The 18,542-nt window shown below is 71.0% G+C and carries 22 protein-coding genes; 3 read left to right on the plus strand and 19 right to left on the minus strand.

The genetic code is table 11. The features are described 5' to 3' along the window. Positions 1-82: 82 nt before the first annotated feature. From JQS43_RS26345 to JQS43_RS17750, 8 genes are all read right to left on the minus strand, one after another. Entirely contained in the window at positions 83-1,180 is a 1,098-nt protein-coding gene (locus tag JQS43_RS26345) for a prenyltransferase/squalene oxidase repeat-containing protein (RefSeq protein WP_420847595.1), read from the minus strand. Next, positions 1,177-1,893: a class I SAM-dependent methyltransferase gene (locus JQS43_RS17720; RefSeq protein WP_239675512.1), complete on the minus strand. Its 717-nt coding sequence runs from the start codon at positions 1,891-1,893 to the stop codon at positions 1,177-1,179. Before JQS43_RS17720 ends, JQS43_RS26345 begins: the two co-directional genes overlap by 4 nt. After that, the gene (locus JQS43_RS17725) at positions 1,887-3,146 is read right to left on the minus strand and encodes a glycosyltransferase family 4 protein (protein WP_239675513.1); all 1,260 of its coding nucleotides are present in this window, start codon (positions 3,144-3,146) and stop codon (positions 1,887-1,889) included. The genes JQS43_RS17720 and JQS43_RS17725 overlap by 7 nt, the downstream gene beginning before the upstream one ends. Before the next feature lie 61 nt (positions 3,147-3,207). Continuing rightward, on the minus strand, positions 3,208-4,905 hold the full coding sequence (gene rny / locus JQS43_RS17730) for a ribonuclease Y (protein WP_239675514.1): 1,698 nt from the start codon (positions 4,903-4,905) through the stop codon (positions 3,208-3,210). Positions 4,906-5,485: 580 nt separating this feature from the next. Further along, entirely contained in the window at positions 5,486-6,184 is a 699-nt protein-coding gene (locus tag JQS43_RS17735) for a regulatory protein RecX (RefSeq protein WP_239675515.1), read from the minus strand. Between the two features lie 4 nt (positions 6,185-6,188). After that, the gene (gene recA / locus JQS43_RS17740; RefSeq protein WP_239675516.1) at positions 6,189-7,232 is read right to left on the minus strand and encodes a recombinase RecA; all 1,044 of its coding nucleotides are present in this window, start codon (positions 7,230-7,232) and stop codon (positions 6,189-6,191) included. Between the two features lie 201 nt (positions 7,233-7,433). Continuing rightward, entirely contained in the window at positions 7,434-7,634 is a 201-nt protein-coding gene (locus JQS43_RS17745; protein WP_239675517.1) for a DUF3046 domain-containing protein, read from the minus strand. After that, positions 7,631-8,908, minus strand: a complete 1,278-nt coding sequence (locus tag JQS43_RS17750) for an MFS transporter (protein WP_239675518.1) — start codon at positions 8,906-8,908, stop codon at positions 7,631-7,633. Before JQS43_RS17750 ends, JQS43_RS17745 begins: the two co-directional genes overlap by 4 nt. A 72-nt stretch (positions 8,909-8,980) precedes the next feature. On the opposite strand from JQS43_RS17750, the gene JQS43_RS17755 reads away from it, so the two are divergent. The 3 genes from JQS43_RS17755 (at position 8,981) to JQS43_RS17765 (ending at position 10,702) form a co-directional block, all read left to right on the plus strand. Beyond that, positions 8,981-9,328, plus strand: coding sequence for an antibiotic biosynthesis monooxygenase family protein (locus JQS43_RS17755; protein ID WP_239675519.1), 348 nt, complete (start codon positions 8,981-8,983; stop codon positions 9,326-9,328). A 106-nt stretch (positions 9,329-9,434) separates the two neighbouring features. Beyond that, positions 9,435-10,055 carry a ClpP family protease gene (locus JQS43_RS17760; protein WP_275580916.1) on the plus strand — a complete coding sequence of 207 codons (621 nt, stop codon included), beginning with the start codon at positions 9,435-9,437 and terminating at the stop codon, positions 10,053-10,055. Positions 10,056-10,057: 2 nt separating this feature from the next. After that, complete coding sequence (locus tag JQS43_RS17765) at positions 10,058-10,702, plus strand: ClpP family protease (RefSeq protein WP_239675520.1); 645 nt, start codon at positions 10,058-10,060, stop codon at positions 10,700-10,702. Here the strand turns inward: JQS43_RS17765 and JQS43_RS17770 are convergent. The 11 genes from JQS43_RS17770 to JQS43_RS17820 all read right to left on the minus strand — a co-directional run bounded on the left by JQS43_RS17770 (position 10,699) and on the right by JQS43_RS17820 (position 18,500). Continuing rightward, positions 10,699-11,184 (minus strand): helix-turn-helix domain-containing protein, encoded by a 486-nt coding sequence (locus tag JQS43_RS17770; protein WP_239675521.1) that lies wholly within the window; start codon positions 11,182-11,184, stop codon positions 10,699-10,701. The two genes, JQS43_RS17765 and JQS43_RS17770, sit on opposite strands and share 4 nt — an antisense overlap. A gap of 85 nt (positions 11,185-11,269) precedes the next feature. Beyond that, complete coding sequence (locus JQS43_RS17775; RefSeq protein WP_239675522.1) at positions 11,270-12,274, minus strand: L-threonylcarbamoyladenylate synthase; 1,005 nt, start codon at positions 12,272-12,274, stop codon at positions 11,270-11,272. 24 nt (positions 12,275-12,298) lie between these two features. Beyond that, positions 12,299-12,931 (minus strand): HAAS signaling domain-containing protein, encoded by a 633-nt coding sequence (locus JQS43_RS17780; RefSeq protein WP_239675523.1) that lies wholly within the window; start codon positions 12,929-12,931, stop codon positions 12,299-12,301. Beyond that, a complete protein-coding gene (locus tag JQS43_RS17785) occupies positions 12,921-13,274 on the minus strand; it encodes a PadR family transcriptional regulator (RefSeq protein ID WP_239675524.1) in 354 nt (117 codons plus the stop codon). Before JQS43_RS17785 ends, JQS43_RS17780 begins: the two co-directional genes overlap by 11 nt. 68 nt (positions 13,275-13,342) lie before the next feature. Continuing rightward, entirely contained in the window at positions 13,343-13,579 is a 237-nt protein-coding gene (locus tag JQS43_RS17790; protein WP_239675525.1) for a ferredoxin, read from the minus strand. A 10-nt stretch (positions 13,580-13,589) separates the two neighbouring features. Beyond that, the gene (locus JQS43_RS17795) at positions 13,590-14,801 is read right to left on the minus strand and encodes a cytochrome P450 (RefSeq protein WP_239675526.1); all 1,212 of its coding nucleotides are present in this window, start codon (positions 14,799-14,801) and stop codon (positions 13,590-13,592) included. Positions 14,802-15,013: 212 nt separating this feature from the next. Beyond that, positions 15,014-15,412, minus strand: a complete 399-nt coding sequence (locus JQS43_RS17800) for a type II toxin-antitoxin system VapC family toxin (protein WP_239675527.1) — start codon at positions 15,410-15,412, stop codon at positions 15,014-15,016. Then, positions 15,409-15,645 carry a FitA-like ribbon-helix-helix domain-containing protein gene (locus JQS43_RS17805; RefSeq protein WP_239675528.1) on the minus strand — a complete coding sequence of 79 codons (237 nt, stop codon included), beginning with the start codon at positions 15,643-15,645 and terminating at the stop codon, positions 15,409-15,411. The genes JQS43_RS17800 and JQS43_RS17805 overlap by 4 nt, the downstream gene beginning before the upstream one ends. A gap of 70 nt (positions 15,646-15,715) precedes the next feature. Then, the gene (locus JQS43_RS17810; RefSeq protein ID WP_239675529.1) at positions 15,716-16,915 is read right to left on the minus strand and encodes an MFS transporter; all 1,200 of its coding nucleotides are present in this window, start codon (positions 16,913-16,915) and stop codon (positions 15,716-15,718) included. A 143-nt stretch (positions 16,916-17,058) separates the two neighbouring features. Then, positions 17,059-17,646 carry a GIY-YIG nuclease family protein gene (locus JQS43_RS17815; RefSeq protein ID WP_239675530.1) on the minus strand — a complete coding sequence of 196 codons (588 nt, stop codon included), beginning with the start codon at positions 17,644-17,646 and terminating at the stop codon, positions 17,059-17,061. Positions 17,647-17,699: 53 nt separating this feature from the next. Further along, a complete protein-coding gene (locus tag JQS43_RS17820) occupies positions 17,700-18,500 on the minus strand; it encodes a GNAT family N-acetyltransferase (protein WP_239675531.1) in 801 nt (266 codons plus the stop codon). Positions 18,501-18,542: the final 42 nt, after the last annotated feature.

Raw genomic sequence — 18,542 nt, forward strand, 5'->3', positions numbered from 1 at the left:
ACGACGTGTTCGAGGACCCGGCCGACGGCGGCCAGGCGCCGTACCGGATCTTCCGCACCGCCCTGGACCGCGACGGTTTCCATCAGGTCGCGGCTACCGGCTCACTGCGGGTGCTGCAGCGCGGCGAGACCGTGCAGTCGGGCACCCCCGCCAACTCGGCGGCGGTCGGCCCGGCCGGCAGCTCGCCACCGTCGAAGACCGCCCGGGTCGCCGGCTCACCGGCCAGCGCCGCGTCGGCGAGCAGCACCGCACCGGCGGTCCAGGAGGTTCGTTCCTCCGGCCACACCGCCCGGTCCGGCACCACATAGCCGGTCCAGTACGAGCCGTCACCGCAGCGCAGCCGCTGCACCTGCCGGAGCAGCCGGCGAGCCGGACCGGAGCGCCCCACCGCCCACAGCGACAGCGCCAACTCGCAGGTCTCGGCGACGGTCACCCAGGGCCGGTCGGCGACGCAGCGGGCACCCCACTCCGCCACCACGAAACCCTCCCAGCCGGCGGCGAGCCGGGTCCGCGCCGGCTCACCCCGCAGCGCACCGCCGAGCACCGGGTAATACCAGTCCATCGAGTACCGGGTACGCGGCGAGAACCGCTCCGGGTGGGCGAGGATGGCGTGCCGCAGCGTGGCCGCGGCCAGCTCCCACTCGGGTCGGGGCTGGTTCAGCAGCCGCCCGATCGCCGCGGCGCACCGGAGACTGTGGTGGATGCTCGCCGATCCGGAGAGCAGCGCCTCACCGGCCGGGTCGCCGTCGACACCCCGGGCCCAGTCCACCTCGCCGCCGCTGGCCTGCAGCCCCAGGACAAACTCGACGGCGGCACCCAACGTCGGCCAAAGCCGCGCCAGCCACCGCCGGTCGCCGGTGGACAGGTAGTGGTGCCACATCCCCACCCCGAGGTACGCGGTGAAGTTGGCATCCCGGACCGGGTCGGTCACCCGATCGTCGCGGTAGCCGCGGCACCACGAGCCGTCCGGGTTCTGGGTGGCCACCAACCATTCGTACGCGGCGGCGGCCGCCGCTGGCCGGCCCGCCACATCCAGCGCCATCGCCGCCTCGACGTGGTCCCACGGGTCGGTCTCTCCGCCCGCCTCCCACGGGATCTGCCCGTCCGGCCGCTGCAGGCCCGCGATGTACGCCGCGGTCTGGATGATCATGCTCTGGTCGAGCACGCCGCCGGTGCTCACCCGGGCTCCTTGTGCGCGTACACCACCAGACTCTTGCCGAGCACCGGGTTGAGCAGCCGCTCCGTCCGCCTCGTCCACCATGGACCACGCAGGATGTCGTGGACGAGCAGTCGATGGTATGCCCGCACCGGCCACGCCCGGTCGGCCCGGTCACCGAACAGGCAACGCAGCCACCAGTACGGCGAGTGGAGCGCGTGGGCGTGGTGGGTGTGTTCCGGGACGAGCCCGACCCGCCGCAGCCGGGCCCGCAGCTGCCGCCCCCGGTAGATCCGGACGTGGCCGCCGGGGACCTGGTGGTACTCGGTGGAGAGCGCCCAGCAGATCCGCTCCGGCCACCACCGGGGCACGGTCACCGCCGCCACACCGCCCGGCCGAAGCACCCGGGCCAGCTCCGCCATCGCCATCTCGTCGTCGGGTACGTGCTCCAGCACCTCGGCGGCGACCACCACGTCGAACGACTCGTCCGGGAACGGCAGCCGCCGGACATCGCCGCGGACCGCCAGCGCCCCGGCGCCGGCCGGCACCTCGCCGGCCTGGCGCATCGCCGCCACCATGTCGCTGACCTCGGCCAGCGCGTCGGTGTCCCAGTCCAGGGCGACCACCGGCAGCCCCTGCCGGACCAGCGCGAACGCGTGACGGCCCTGGCCGCAGCCGATGTCGAGGGCCCGACCGCCCGGGGTGCCGGCCAGCCGGGCCGGGTCGATCGTCAGCACCCGGCCACCTCCCGGCCGGCGCGCACCCGCCGGTAGCTGCTCACCGTCCGGGCGGCGGCGGCGCGCCAGCTGAACGAGGCGGTGACCCGGGCGCGGCCGGCAGCGCCCAGCCGTTGCCGCAACGGCGGGTCGTCGAGCAGGCGACCGATGGCGGCGGCGAGCGCCGACCCGTCACCGGGGGGCACCAGCAGCGCCGCCTCCCCGTCCGGGCCGGCGACCTCCGGCAGCGCCCCAGCGGTGGTCGCCACCACCGGGGTGGCGCAGGCCATGGCCTCCACCACCGGCAACGAGAATCCTTCGAAGAGCGACGGCACCACCGCCACCTCGGCGCTGGCCAGCTCGCCGATCAGCGCGGTCTCGCTGAGCCGGCCGGTGAACCGGACCGCCCCGCCGAGGTCGTAGCGGCGCATCGCCGCGGCGACCGCACCGCCGGGCCGGGTGGAGCCGACCACCACCAGCTCGACCTGCCGCTCGGTGCGCAGCTTCGCCACCGCCTCCAGCAGCGGCACCAACCCTTTGAGCGGGACGTCCGCGCTGGCGGTGGTGACCAGCCGGCCGGGCACCCGGGGCGTCGCGGGGTCAGCCCGGAACCGGTCGGTGTCGACCCCGATCGGAACCACGTCGATCCGGTCCGGGGGCACGCTCAGGTGGGTGGTGATCTGTTGTCGCGACGCTTCGGACACGGTCACCACCCGAGGCAGCCGGCGGGCCACCCGCCGCTGCATCCGGGTGAAGGCGTACCAGCGGCGTTTCGACCAACGCCGCAGACCGGTGGCGGCCGCCAGCTCCAGCTGCCGGTCGATCTGGATCGGATGGTGAATGGTGGTCACCAGCGGCAACCCGAGCCGGCCGAGGCCGAGCAGGCCGTAGCCGAGCGTCTGGTTGTCGTGGACCACATCGAACCGATGCCGGTGCGCCGCCAGCAGCCGGCGCGCTCGCAGCGAGAAGGTCAATGGCTCCGGGAAACCCCCGGTCACCATGGTGGCGGTCTCCAGCACATCCACCAGGTCGCGGTACTCCCGCAGCGCGGGCCACCGGAACGGGTCGGGTTCCCGGTAGAGGTCGAGGCTCGGCACCGGGGTGAGAGTCACCGCGTCAACCAGCTCCGGATAGGGCTGGCCGGCGAAGACCTCGACGTGGTGGCCCAGGTCGCTCAGGGCCCGACTCAGCTGCCGAACGTAGACACCCTGACCGCCGCAGAAAGGGTTGCCCCGGTAGGTGAGCAGCGCGACCCGCAGTGGCCCGTCCTCCACTCACACCCTCCCCGATCCGGCCTCGCCGTACGATACCGTGCGCCGAGGATACCGTGAGGGGTCAGCGGGCGGTCTCGGTGGCGCGCAACTCCCGGACCACGGTCACCCGCACCTGCCCCGGGTAGGTGAGCTCCTCCTCGATCTGCTTTGCCACGTCGCGAGCCAGCACCGCCGCACCGATATCGTCGACCTGCTCGGGGTGGACCATCACCCGGACCTCGCGGCCGGCCTGCATGGCGTAGACCTTCTCGACCCCGGGCTTGCCGACGGCGATCTCCTCGATCCGCTCCAACCGGCTGATGTACGCGGACAGTCCTTCCCGCCGGGCCCCCGGACGGGCACCGGAGCAGGCGTCGGCGGCCTGGGTCAGGACCGCCTCGACGGTCTGCGGTGTGATCTCGTTGTGATGGGCTTCGATGGCGTGCACCACCTCGTCGGACTCCCCGTAGCGCCGGGCGACGTCAGCGCCGACCTTGGCGTGCGACCCCTCCACTTCGTGGGTGAGCGCCTTGCCGATGTCGTGCAGGAAGGCCGCCCGCTTCGCCGCCCGCGCCTGGGCCGGCTCCAACCGCAGCTCGCTGGCGAGCAGACCGGCGATGTGCGCGGTCTCGACCAGGTGCCGGAGCACGTTCTGCCCGTAGCTGGTGCGGTAACGTAGCCGGCCGAGCAGGGTCACCAGCTCGGGATGCAGATCGGTGATGCCCACCTCCAGCAGCGCCTCCTCTGCCGCCCGTTGACACAGCTCCGCGACGTCCTGCTGGGCGGCGGCGGCGACCTCCTCGATCCGGTGTGGATGGATCCGGCCGTCGGCGACCAGCCGTTCCATCGTCACTCGGGCCACTTCGCGCCGCACCGGGTCGAAGCAGGAGAGCAGCACCGCCTCGGGAGTGTCGTCGACGATCAGGTTGACGCCGGTGACTGATTCGAAGGCCCGGATGTTGCGGCCTTCCCGGCCGATGATCCGCCCCTTCATGTCGTCACTGGGCAGGTGCAGGACGCTGACGGTGCTCTCCGTGGTCTGGTCGCTGGCGACCCGTTGAATCGCCTCGGCGACCAGGTGACGGGCCCGCGCCTCGCCAGTCCGCCGCGCCTCGGCCTCCAGATCGCGGACAAGCACCGCCGCTTCCCGCTTGGCCTGCTCTTCGATGCCGGCGACGAGCTCAGCACGGGCGGCGTCCGCGGTCAGGCCCGCGATCCGTTCCAGTTCGGCGTGGACGGTCTGGTGGGCGGCGGCGAGCACGGCTTGTTCGTCGGCGAGCGCGCTGGTGTGCCGGGCCAGCTCCGCTTCGGCGGTGGCGAGCCGCTTCTCCCGCTCGGCCAGCCGGGTCGCCTCGTCGGCGTGGCGGCGTTCCCGCTCGTCCAGCCGGGTCGACCGGCGTTCCAGCTCGGCGGCCCGCTCCTTGAGCCCGGTGAGGCGTTCCTGCGCCTCGGTGGTGAGGGCGGCGACCTCGCGTTCGGCGCTGCGCCGGGCCGCCTCCCGCAGCTGCTCCGCTTCGCGTTCAGCCTGGCGGTGGGCGCGGGCCAGTAGCTCCTCGGCCTCGGCCTGGGCCTGGGCCTGGGCCTGGGCGGCGGCGTCGGCGCTGGCGGTCGCCGAGCGGGTCGCCGAAGGTGCGGTCGCCACGGCGTCGCTGCGCCCCCGCGGGCTCGCCAGCCGGGTGTCGAGGCGCCGGACGTACCGGACCCCCCAGCCAAGTGCCGTTACGACGGTGGCGCTGAGCGCTATCACCATCGTCACCAACGTCAACTCGACCGCGGTCATGGCGGTCTCCCTTCGCCCGTGGCGGCACCGTTAGGCGCCGCCGCCGCCGTGGAAGGTGACGAGACCTGCGTCGCCGCGAAGCTGACCGGCAGTGGACCGGGCCCCTGACCAGCGCGAACTACACGATCGGCGGGGCGCCGAGGCGCCCGTCGATCGCGCTCACCCGGATCATGGGTACACAACGCCGTCGTCGGCTCGGCTCGGCCGGCGACGGCGCTTCGGTACACTGATGTCTAACGATATCGACGGCGCCCCTCCCGACCGCCGAGTCGCGGGCGGGACGAGGCCGACGCATCATCCGACAGTTGTCGATGTGTTGCGCGGCACCTCTCAGAAGTGTTGCTCGACTGTTATCCGGTCAATCTTGCGCGGTTAGCTCCGCTATGGTCTGCCACATTCCTGTACTGGCGAGGCTAGGCCCAGATAACGATTTGGTCAAGGGGCCGAAGGGATCGACCTACATCGCTCGACTCGCAAACCAGGGCAAACTGCCGAGTATTTTTACGGTGAGTGTCGAAAGTGTTGCCCTTCGGAGAGGGTGGCCACGGGTGTGTATGTGGACCCCGGTGACGGGCACCTACTACGCCGGGGTCTCCGGCTCCCGATCGACGCTCTCATGCGGGTCACCGACGTCGGCTGCCCACGCGTCGGGGTCGAGGTGGTCGGCCACCTCCGCGGTCCGCTCGTCGGCGGCGAGCGCCTCTTTCACCACCCGGAACGCCAAACCGGGAGGGTAGCCCTTGCGGGCAAGCATCCCGACCAGCCGCCGCAGCAACGCCTGCGGCTCGCCGCGGGCGGTGCGAAGCTTGCGCGCCACCAACTCCCGCGCCGTCGCCAGCTCGGTTTCGGAGTCCAGCTCCGCCAACGCCTCACCAGCCGTCTCGGAGTCGACCCCGCGCCGCCGTAGCTCCTGCCCGAGCGCCCGACTGGCTAGGCCACGGCTGTGATGGCGGCTACTCACCCAGGCTCGAGCGAAGGCGGCGTCGTCGATCATGCCGACCTCGCTATACCGCGCCAGCACCTCCGACGCGACCTCGTCCGGGATGCCCTGGCGCTGCAGCGTCTGAGCCAGCTCGGCCCGGGTGCGGGGTCGCACCGCCAGCTGGCGGAGGCAGATCTCCCGGGCCCGCTCCGCCGGATCACGGACCTCCGGCGGATCACGGACCTCCGGCGGATCAGTCGACGACGGCTGCTGCTCCGCAGCCGCGCGAGGACGCCGGGCACGGGGCGGCGCCGCATCCCAGCCACGCCCCGTGCGCCCGCGACGCTTCCCGGTCACCGGATCAGAAGTCGACCGGCGGCAACGGCTGGCCACCCGTCTCGTCCGCGACCTTGCCGACGCCGAGCTTCTCCAGGATCCGCTTCTCGATCTCCGCGGCGACGTCTGGATTCTCCGCCAGGAACTTCCGGGCATTTTCCTTGCCCTGCCCGAGCTGGTCGCCGTCGTAGGTATACCAGGCGCCGGACTTCCGGATGATCGACTGCTCCACCCCGACATCGATCAGCGAGCCTTCGCGAGAGATCCCGCGACCGTAGAGAATATCCATCTCCGCCTGCTTGAACGGCGCGGAGACCTTATTTTTCACAACCTTGACCCGGGTCCGGTTGCCGACGACGTCGGTGCCGTCCTTCAGGCTCTCGATCCGCCGCACATCCAGCCGTACCGAAGCGTAGAACTTCAACGCCCGGCCACCAGAGGTGGTCTCCGGCGACCCGAACATGACGCCGACCTTCTCCCGGAGCTGGTTGATGAAGATCGCGGTGGTGCCGGAGTTGTTCAACGCCCCGGTGAGCTTGCGCAGCGCCTGGCTCATCAACCGGGCCTGCAACCCGACGTGGCTGTCTCCCATCTCGCCCTCGATCTCGGCCCGCGGCACCAGCGCCGCGACCGAGTCGATCACGATCACGTCCAACGCCCCGGAACGGATCAGCATGTCGGCGATCTCCAGCGCCTGCTCACCGGTGTCGGGCTGGGAAACCAGCAACGAGTCGGTGTCCACCCCGATCGCCTTCGCATAATCAGGGTCGAGAGCGTGCTCCGCGTCGATGAACGCGGCGTTACCCCCGGAACGCTGGGCGCTCGCCACCGCGTGGAGCGCCAGCGTGGTCTTACCGCCGGCCTCCGGACCGTAGATCTCGACCACCCGGCCACGGGGCAGGCCACCGACGCCGAGCGCCACGTCGAGCGCGATCGACCCGGTCGGGATCACCGCCATCTCGACCACCGGTCGCTCACCCAGTCGCATGACCGAGCCCTTGCCATACTGCTTGTCGATCTGCGCGAGCGCGAGCTCTAACGCCTTTTCCTTGTCGGGCACTGCTGCCATCGTCCCCGCTCCTGCCCCACTCTGATCACTCTTCGGTTTCTTCGCCACCCGGACACCGTAAGCGGTTGGTCCGACAAACGACAGGCAACCGGCCGCAGCCTGTGGATGGGCCGACCGTGGATGGGCCGACCTGTGGACAATAGCCGAACGTGCGTACGATAGCGCGGCGACGCGCCGACCAGCGAGCAGGAGTCGGGTCACTCAGCGAAGCTTCGAGGGCACCCGATCGGGATAGGCCGCCACCACCGCCCGCCACACCTCGCCGGCCGCCACCCCGGCGCCCAGCGCCTCGGTGATGGTCCGGCCGCCGAGCTGCGACAACACCTGATCACTGGCCACGCTCGCCGCGTAACCGGGGCCGAAGACCTGCTCCAAACGGTGCCAGAAATCGCTCACCCTCACCCGTACAGCCTCTCACGCACCGGGCGCAGCGCCAGCGCCAGCGACGGCACCGCGGCGATCGCCGCCAACAGCGCCAGCGTGGGGTAGCCCGCCCAGGCCACTACCAGCCCGGAGAGCGCCCCACCCGCGGCGCCGGCCAGGCCCATCACCAGGTCGGAGAGGCCCTGCGCAGACGGGCGGAGATCGTCGCCCACCGACTCGCTGAGCAGCGTCGAGCCCGCCACCATCGTGCCGGACCAGCCCAGCCCCAGCAGGAACAACCCGACCGTCAACTGCGCCGAATGATGCCCGGCGGTGCCGGCCACCGCACAGGCTGCCAGCAACACCCCGATCCCGCCCAGAATCACCCGCCGCCGCCCGTACCGGTCGGTGAGCCAACCGGTCACCGGCGCGAAGGCGAACATCCCGGCGATGTGCACGCTCAGCACCACCCCCACGATCCGCAAGGTGTGCGCGTCGTCGTGGCCAGCGTCGAGGATGTGCACCGGCGTCATCGCCATCACCGCGACCATCACCAGATGGCCCACCGCCATCGCGGCGACCCCCAACCGCGCCGCCGGCTGCGCCACCACCGCCGCCCACGCCGGCCGCACGCCCACCTTGCCGGCTGGGCTCGGCGGTTCGCCGTGCATTCGCCGGGCCAGCTGCAACGGATCCGGCCGCAACAGCGCCAGCAGGACCAGCGCCGCCAACCCGAAGAGCACCGCCGAGAAGAGAAACGGCGCGGCGAGGGTGGGGATGCCGTACCCGTCGAGGAGCCGCCCCGCGGCGGGCGCCAGATTCGGCCCAGCCACCGCCCCCACCGTGGTCGCCCACACCACCAACGACAGGTGCCGGCCCCGGTGGGCCGGCGGCGCCAGATCGACGGCGGTGTAACGGGCCAGGTTCCCGGCGGTGGTGCCGCCCCCGAACAGGAACAACCCGACGAACAACAACAACGGCGCCCCGATCACCGCGGCGACGACGACCGCCGCCCCGCCCACCGCGGCCACCAGGTACGCCGCCGCCAGACCCGGGCGTCGACCGTACTGTCGCATCACCCAGGTGACCGGCACCGCCAGCAGCGCCGCCCCCACCACCGCCGCGCTGGTGGCGAGCCCCGAGACGCCCACCCCGGCCAGCTCCACCGCCAGCAGCGCCCCCACCGAAAGGCCGATCGCCACCCCGACCCCGCCGAGAGTCTGGGTGGTGAAGAGCAGCCCGAGCGTGCGTCGCTGAACGGTGGCGACCCGGGCCGGTGACGGTGTGGCCGAGGCGACGGTCGGGTTCTCCACGAGCGCTCCCTGAAGTGACGGACAGGCCCTCTATCCTGGCGCTACCACCGCCACGCCGGAAGGAGACCCCACGTGTCCGTGGCCACACCGGTCCCGCCCTATGAGCCGCCGTACTACGCGGTCATCTTCACCTCGGTTCGGCACGACGACGACCACGAGGCCTACGCAGCCGCGGCGAAACGGATGCTGGCGCTCGCCACCGAGCAGCCCGGATTCCTCGGCGTCGACTCGGCGCGGGGCGCCGACGGGCTGGGTATCACCGTCTCCTACTGGCGCGACCGAGCATCGATCGAGGCCTGGCGGACACACGCCGCCCATCTGCCGATACAGGAGACCGGCCGCCGGCGCTGGTACGACATGTTCAGCGTCCACATTGCCCAGGTTGAGCGTTCGTACCGCTACCCACCGCCGGCGCCCTGAAATCTGCTGACGGCGAAGGAGTTCTGCCACCGGCAGAGTCCACTTTCCCAGCGCCGGACCGGCGACCACTATCGGTCGGGACACCGGAACCAACCTGGGAGGACCATTGCCGACCACACTCGTGGAGCCCTCGGTGGGCTCGGGCAACCTGGATGCGCTGCTGGCCACCCGGCTGCTCCAGCAGCGGATCATCGTGCTGGGCAGCGAGGTCGACGACCAGGTCGCCAACCGGCTCTGCGCCCAGCTGCTCCTGCTCTCCGCGGAGGACCGCCGCACCGACATCAGCCTCTACATCAACTCGCCGGGCGGCTCGGTCAGCGCCGGCCTGGCCATCTACGACACCATGCGGTTGATCCCCAACGATGTCAGCACGTTGGCGATGGGGTTCGCCGCCAGCATGGGGCAGTTTCTGCTCTGCGCGGGGACGGCTGGGAAGCGGTTCAGCCTGCCGCACGCACAGGTGCTGATGCACCAGGGCTCGGCCGGCTTCGGCGGCTCCGCGGCGGACATCGAGATCTACGCCGCCCAGCTGGAGCGGACCAGCACCGTGATGACCCGGCTGATCGCGCACCACACCGGGCAGCCGGTGGAGCGGATCGAGCACGACAGTCAGCGCGACCGCTGGTTCAGCGCCGAGGAAGCGCTCGGCTACGGACTCATCGACCAAGTCGTCGACCGGGTCGATGACGTGCGCCCGGTGAACACCCGACCGGCGATGGGGCTGTAGCCATGGGCCAGTACCCGATCCCCACGGTCATCGAGAAGACCCCCGCCGGCGAACGCGCGTACGACGTCTACTCTCACCTGCTCTCCGAGCGGATTATCTTCATCGGCACCGAGATCGACGACGGCGTCGCCAACGTGGTGATGGCGCAGCTGCTCCACCTGGAGTTCACCAGCCCGGACCGGGAGATCGGGCTCTACATCAACTCCCCCGGCGGCACCTTCAGCGCCCTGAACGCGATCTACGACACCATGCAGTTCGTCCGGCCGGACATCGCCACCATCTGCATGGGACGGGCGGCGTCCGCCGGGGCGGTGCTACTCGCCGCCGGCACCCCGGGTAAACGGTCGGTGCTCCCGCACGCCAAAGTGGTCCTACACCAGCCGTTCAGCCAGGCTCGGGGCACGCTGCCCGACCTCGCCGTGGAGGCCGAGGAGGTGAAGCGGGTGCGCTCAGAGATGGATGAGATCCTCAGCCGCCACACCGGCCACCCGGTGGACAAGATCAGAAGCGACACCGACCGGAGTATGACTCTCGGCGCCCGGCAGGCGGTCGACTATGGATTAGCAGATCACATCATTCCCAGCCGCAAGCTGGCAGACCGCGGCGAACCCCAGTTGGTCGCGGCCGCTGCCACGGGCTTCGGCTAGGCGGCCCGCAGCAGTTCCACTTCGCCCGGGCCGCGCAACCGCCGGCCCCGGGGCAGCGGGACCTGCCGGGCGCGCCGGCCGCGGAAGTCGTCCAGCCGCACCACGGTGCCGGAGCGGCCCGCGCCCAGCCGGGCCTGCGGGGTCGCACCGAGGCGAGCCTGGGACTCGCCCGCGACGTGGGTGTTGCGGGCGGTGGCGAGACCACGGCCGACCTCAGTCAGCAGATCTGCGAGATCGACATCCAGCGCATCGCAGACCGCCGCCAGCACCTCAGAGGAGGCCTCCTTGCGTCCGCGCTCCACCTCGGAGAGATACGCCATCGAGACCCGCGCCGCCGCCGCCACCTCGGCCAAAGTCCGCTCCTGCTCCTGCCGGGTCCGGCGCAGCTGCCAACCGAGGACGCTGCGCAGCAGCGGTCTGGGAGCTGGTGTCCGCTCCCGCGGGCGCGCGGGCAGGCTCCCAGTGGTTACCCGTCCCGGCATCGCGGCTCCTTTCGTGGATACGGGTCACCATAACGGCTCCCTGGCCGGGCCGGGTGGAGGTTTCGCCACCGGCGTAACCGGTCCGTCAGCCGGATCCGGGAGCGTCCGGTGAGCCGGCGGCGCGGCGGAGCCGGTCCCGCAGCGCCTGACCGATGCCGCCCGGCTCCGGCAGCGAGGCCACCACCACCTCGCAGCCGCGCCGGTCGAAGCTGCGCAGGAACTCGTAGAGGTGGTGGGCGTACTCGGCCGACGACTCCGGGACGGTGATCACCACCTCCGCCATGTCCGCCGGGTCCGCCGCGGCGGTGCCCGGCAGGAGCACCCCCACCCGGCGGCCCTGTGCCCGCAGGCGCCGGGCCTCGGCGACGACCTGGTCGGGCGCGACCAGGACCACGCTCGCCCGCGGAGAGTAGTGGGACGGGTGCTGCCCCGGCACCCGGACGGTGCTCGCGGTCGGCGCCGGCACCGAGTGCCCCAGCACCCGTTCGAGGTCCTCGTGGGACACGCCACCGGGCCGCAGGATGGCCGGCGCGCCCCCGCTAACATCGACGATGGTCGACTCCACGCCCACCCGGCACGGGCCCCCGTCGAGTACGAAGTCGACGGCGTCGCCCAACTCGTCGCGGACGTGGCCGGCCGTGGTGGGGCTGACCGAGCCGAACCGGTTCGCTGACGGCGCCGCGATCCCTCCACCGAAGACCGCCAGCAGCGAACGCGCCACCGGATGGGCCGGCACCCGTACCCCGACCGTCGCCAGCCCGCCGGTGACCGCCAGCGGCACGCGGGGGTGGCGCCGCAGGACCAGGGTCAGCGGCCCCGGCCAGAACTGCTCCGCCAGCCGTACGGCGGCCGGTGACGGTTGCTGCGCCCAATCCGCCAGCTGCTCCGGGTGGCCGAGGTGCACGATCAACGGGTGGTTGGTCGGCCGCCCCTTCGCCTCGAAGATCCGCGCGACCGCGGCAGGGTTCTCGGCATCGGCGCCTAGCCCATAGACGGTCTCGGTGGGGAACCCGACCAGCCCGCCGGCGCGCAGCACCTCGGCTGCCCGCTCGACCTGTTCGCGATCGGCCTCCGGTAAATCAGCACCCACGTCCAGGCCCCGTGTCTCTCTCGCTCATCCGGCTGGCTCGCGGCGGCGCTCCGAGCCGCCGGCGCGCGGCAACCACCGCCGCAACTGGGGTTCGAGCATCAGCAGCGCTCCCGCGCTCACCAAGCCTACGACCGCCGCCAGTGCGACCGTCGGGGAGATGGTCAGCACCAGCGCGGGGGCGAGCCCCCGATCCCCCAACAGGACTACGACGACACCACCGCCGACCCCGGTGACGATCCCGGCGCCCAGCCGACCCCTCTGGGACAGCCGCGAATGTGCCACCGGCAGCTGCGTCACGCCAGCGATCAGCAGGAACGGCAGCAGGTGCAGGAGCTGCCGCCCGGACAGCTCGATCGGCGGACGGTCACCGGCGAGCGCCGGGCCGAACCCGTCCGCAACGGCCGGGGCGGCGTTAGCCACGATCGCGCCAGCAAGCGTCAGCGCTATGACCGCCAGCATGAACCGCACCGAGTGCCACCAGCTGTGCAACAGACTGGCGGCGTACTTGTCGGGTAGGCCGAATGCCGCCACCGGGTCCTCACCGGAGTCCCGGAGATGACTGTCCACCTCGCCGACGATGTCGTCGACCCGCTTCCGGGACGCGCCCCGAAACCGTAACCGGTGCCGCAGCTCGCGAAGGTACTCGTCATGGTCCATCGAACTCTCCCGTCGAGCCCAACAGCGCGCCGACGCTGCCGGCGAAGTCACTCCAGGCGGCAGCCTGGGTCGCCAACTGCTCCTGCCCCGCCGCGGTCAATCGGTAGTACTTCCGGCCGGGCCCTTGCTCACCTGGCTGCCATCGGGAGGTCACCAGCCCGGCCGTTTCCAGCCGCGCCAGCAGTGGGTAGAGGGTGCCGCCCTTGACCTGGCCGAGCCCGGCCGCCGCCAGCCGCTGACTCAGCTCGTAGCCATAACGCTCCCGGTCCACCAGCGCGGCGAGCACACAGAGATCCAGCGCGCCGCGCAACCACTGGGCGCGCCGCTCCTCCGCAGCTGCCATCACTAGATGATACCGCTATCTAGCTGGCGTGGCTACATAGCTGGAAGCGCCCACCAGGTGGCTGGCAACTACCCGTTGTTGTCGGGGGGCGGTGCGAGCTGGTCACCGGTGCCCGCGTCGTGGACCTGGATCGCCTCCACCGGGCACAGCTCCGCCGCCTCGATCACCGCGTCGTCCGGTGCGACCAGGGTCCCGGTGGCGGTCGCCCGGTCGCCGACCAGGCTGAAGTGGCCCGGGGCAGCGGCGGCGCACGACCCCGAGCCGAGGCAGCGCTGCGGGTCGACGCTGATCCGCCAGTCGGTCACGACCGCCCCCTCACCACGCCACCGGCAACGACCGCAGGCCGCGCACCAGCATCCCCGACTTCCACGACAGCTCCCCCTCCGGGACCGCGAACCGCAGCTCGGGCACCCGGCGGACCAGCGCCTCCAGGGCCGCCTGGAGCTCTAGCCTCGCCAACTGCGCGCCCAGGCAGTGATGTGCGCCGTGGCCGAACCCGAAGTGCGACGGCCCCTCCCGGGAAAAGTCGATCTCATCTGGACGGTCATAGACCTCCTGGTCCCGGTTGGCGGAGTGGAGCGCCGCCAACACCGGCTCCCCCGCGCGCACCAGCACCCCGCCGAGCTCGACATCCTCGGTGGCGTACCGGGGGAAGGCCGCGGTGACACCGAGCGGGACGAACCGCAACAGCTCCTCGACGGCGGCCGGCACCAGGGTGGGGTCGGCACACAGCTGCCGCCACCGCTCGGGGTGGGTCAGCAGGACATAGACGAAGTTAGGGATCTGGGTGATCGTGGTCTCCTGCCCAGCGGCGAGCAGGCCGGCGGCGAGCTCCACCATCTCCTGCTCGGTGAGCCGGTCGCTGCGTTCGTCCCGGGCCTGGATCATCGCGCTGAGCAGGTCATCGGTCGGCTGCTGCCGCTTCTGCGCGACCAGCTCGGCGATGTAGGCGTGCATGTTGCCGATATATTCCTGGATCTGCTCCGGCGTCAGCGAGGTGGTGGAGACGATCGCCTCGGTCCAGCGGCCGAACTGGGCCCGGTCCGGCTCCGGGACACCCAGCAGCTCAGAGATCACGGTGGTCGGCAGCGGGTCGGCGAACGCCGCCACCAGATCCGCGGGTGGCCCGGTCTCGACCATCCGGTCCAGCAGGGTGTCGGCGATCTCCCGGGTACGCGGGCGCAGCTCCGCCACCCGGCGGGCGGTGAACGCCCGGGCGACCAGCCCGCGCAGCCGGCTGTGCTCTGGCGGATCCATCGCCAGCAACCCCGGCGCGGATGGTTGCGGGGTGACCCGCGGCTCGTCGCGCCCCAGCACCGCTGCCCGACTGAACCGGGCGTCGCCGAGGACAACCTTCACGTCCTGATGCCGGGTCGCCAGCCATGCCTGCTCCCCGAACGGCAACCGCACCCGGGCCAGCGGTTCGCTGCGGCGCAGCTCGGCGTAGAGCGGGTCCAGCCGCAACCGGTCGGGCGGGTTGAACGGGTAGCTGCGCACCGGACTGGACAATTGGCTGGTAGCGGACACGGCAACCTCCCGATGATTGAACGGGACAATGGTTGCGAATTTATCAGTGCCGCTGGACCGATGGCAATGCTCGCTACTCCAGTCTCAGCCACTAGTTCCCAGCCACCGACGCGCCCCGGCGGTTTCGGCGATCTTCCTCAAGCCGAGCTGCTTGCGGCGGGCACGGAGGGGCATCGGTTGTCCAGGGCCCAGGTGACTCGGTCAGCACTGCGCTATGCCTCTCTCAGGTTCCGCAGTGGGCACCTCATCCCGGGAGCGCCGACGAATTTCACGTCTACCGTGACCAGTGTGACCTTGAGCGACTCGGCGAGCGCCACGTAGGCGGCGTCGTATGGCCACATGTTGTGTCGCAGTTCCCAGATCCGCGGGAACAGCGAGAGATGCTCATATCGCCGTACGCCCATGGCCGCAAAAAGCTCCAGGGCTCGCTGAGCCTCATTCGCAGGAAGCTTGTTTTCGTGGACCAACCCGCGAAGGGCCGAAGCGATCTCAAGGTCGGCCGCGTGGGGCGCGGCAAGCACCTCACCGGCGGCGACGGATCGGACCACCTCGGCGAGTTGATCTGCCCCTACCAGGAACTCGACCAGCGCCGACGTGTCAAGGACGATCACACCGGCCGCTCACGCATCTCCGCGATCACCGCCGCCACATCGTCGGCGGTCACCGACGACCGGGCAGCGATGGCCCGCGCTTGGTGAGCCGCTTCCTCCGTGGTCAGCGTCACCGCTTCCTGATCAAGCAATTGCCGGATGAACGCCTGCAGGGACTGGCCGGACCGGGTGGCTCTCAACTTGAGCGTCAGCAGGGTCTCGTCCGAGACGTCGCGTACGTGAATCGACCCCATGCAAGCATTCTACCCCCGCTGCTAGCGTTTTGCCGCCGGCGCGGGCTCGGCCTGGCGTCGCGACGGTCGCTCAGTTCTGGAGCGACCGTTCGGTGACGATCAGACGCAGCGGCACCACCAGCACCAGTGTCCCCAGCGCGGTGACGGAGAACAAGGCCCGGAGCCCGAACAGCTCACCGAGCAGACCGCCGAGCGCCGCACCCACCGGCATCGCCCCCCAGGCAAATAACCGGTACGCCGCGTTCACCCGGCCCAGCATCGCGTCCGGCACCACCCGCTGCCGGTAGGAGACCGAGATGATGTTCCACCACATCCCGGCCGCCGATCCCACGACCACCAGCGCTCCGACCAACCAGGGGTTGGTCGACAGCGCCGGCCCGCCCAGCCACACCGCCCACCCGACCAGGCACAGCTGCAGCAGCCGGGCACGCCCGAAGAGCCTCGTCATCCGGTCAACGAAGAAGGATCCAAGGACGCTGCCGGCGGCACCGGCCGTCAGCAGTAGGCCGTAGCCGAACTCGCTCAGGCCCATCGGGCCGGGGTCGACGGCGTACAGCACCAGCACCGATTGCCAGGCGAACCAGGCCATGTTGGTCAGGCCACCGACGACCGCCAGGGTCCGGAGCACCCGGTGACCAGCCAGATAGGACAAACCCTCGCGGATGTCTCGGTGCAGCCCGGTCCGTCGCTCACGGTACGGCCGGAACCGGCCTTTCACCAGCGACAGCGCCGCCGCGGCACCCGCGTAGGCGAGGCCGCTGACCGCGAACGCGACCGCGACCGACAGGCCAGCGAGGAGACCGCCCAGGGACGGCCCGGCGAACCCGTTGGCCGTGACCTCCCCGGCGTAGAGGCGGCCGTTGGCCCGCTGCAACTGGTCCGGGGCGACCAGGCGAGGAACGAGCGACTGCGCCGAGGTGTCGAACAAGGTCTCCGCCACGCCGAGGACGAAGGCGACCGCGAACAGCAGCGGAAGCGTCACGGCGCCGGTAAACACGGCGACGCCGAGCACCCCGAGCGTCACGCTCCGCACTAGGTTGACGTTCCGCATGGTCGACCGGCGGTCGATGCGATCCACCAAGGCACCCGCGTGTAACGCGAACAGCAACCACGGCAGGCGGCCGGCGAGGGCTACCCCGGCGATCAGCGCTGGCGAGTCGGTATAGCGGGCCGCGAGTAGTGGCAACGCAATCAGGAAGATCCCGTCGGCCAGATTGGATTGTATGGCGGCGCTCCATACCAGCCAGTAGCGGCGACCGAGCGCGCTCATGCCGGCGTTCGGGATTCAGTGGTGAGCAGAGGGGTGGCGATCACCGCTGAACCCTGCAACTTCAACCCGAGTTGAGGTCAAGCGCCTCCGGCCGGGTGGTGCGCCATGTAGTAGCGGCTGCGCCCGGCGGGGCAGGCAACCGGTTACGGCGTCCGCGAAGGCTCGACGGGGTGGCTGCTGGCGTTGTACGAGTTCTTGGCGGCGACCACGGCCGCCTGGATGTGCTCGGGATCTACGCCGTGCACGTTCAACGGCGGGTGCACACGCCGGACAAGTTCGGCCTCGATAGTCGCCGGCTCCGCGTCCTCCGCCCAGGTCAGGCGCAGGTGCGCGGACATCCAGGCGGTCAGGCGCGCCTCATCCTCGGCGACCAGGACAACCCGGTCGGTCCAGGTCGTCCGGTAACCCTCGGAGACAAGCAGTCCGGCCAATGTACGGCGCAGCGTCGAGCTGCCCGAACGCCGCAGATGGTTGCGCAGGATCCGGCCCCGCAGGCTGGTCGCCTTTCCGAGGTACAGCAGCCGTAGCGACGGGACGGACTTATTCGGCGGCCCGGGGAGGTCGGGAAGGATCGACGGATCAGCCCAGAAGGCGTAGACACCGCTGCCGCGGCTGAGCCGTTTGGCGGTGACATCGAGGCCGATCGGCTCGCCGGAGAGTAGCCGCAGGGCCTCGTTGACCCGAGCTGCGTCGGTGGGGATGTCATCGGGTCGCGTTTCGGGAACGGTCATCGAGACCATCCTAGATCCTGGACAGATCGATTCCGGGAGCTGCGAGGACGAGATCAGTTGGCCCGTACCCGCTCGGCCGGTAGGCTGCGCCAGCCAACTCGGGACCAGCTGGCAAAACCTGCCCGGATGAGGTTGCGAAAACTTGGCGAGTCTGGGGCAGCGCTCGCCGTGGCGGCGGTGTATCCGGCATGGGCCGCACGGTGGAGTCGATGGTGCAGCAGTGCGAGCTGCGCGCCCGTACCGCGCGCGGCGGGTAGCGTCGCGGCCCCGCCGAGCACCGCCACATCGCCGTGCAGCGACATGGCCGCGGCAGCCACCGGCTCGTCCCCCTGCCACGCAAGGAATCGTCGCAGTTCAGCGGCGGAGTGCTCGATCACCAGGTATTTGGTGAGTGAGGCAGGGGCGGCGTAGCCGGCCGTGAGGATATCGAGGAAGAGCTGCAGTTCGTCGTTGCCCTTTGCTTCACTGACCCGAAGCTCACCGCCGCCGCGCATGGTCCCACCGTGGCGTGCGGACAGGTCGGCAACCGCGGCCGGCCGTGGACCCGAGGGCACGAAACCCAACCGACGAAGCTGTTCGCCCAGCGCCGCCGTCGGCTCAACGACGGTCAGCACCGGTGACGGTGCGCCGGCTGATGCGAAGGCCGCCAGGACGTCGGGCACCGCGTCGAGAGAATCTTCGGTGACCCCCGACACCGAGTTGAGAAACTCCAGACCCGGTGAGGTGGTTAGCAACCCGAGCAGGCCATTGACCTCGAAGGCACGAAAGTACCCTGGCAGTCCCGCCGACGCGGCAGCGGCGAAGGCCAACCGACCGCGGTCGTGCAGGCGACGCTCTGCCGTTGTGATGTCCACCCGCCGAGTCTCACGCAGGGACGCTGCCGGCTCAAGTTCCGA

It is taken from the genome of Natronosporangium hydrolyticum (genome assembly GCF_016925615.1).
Classification (GTDB): Bacteria; Actinomycetota; Actinomycetes; order Mycobacteriales; family Micromonosporaceae; genus Natronosporangium; species Natronosporangium hydrolyticum.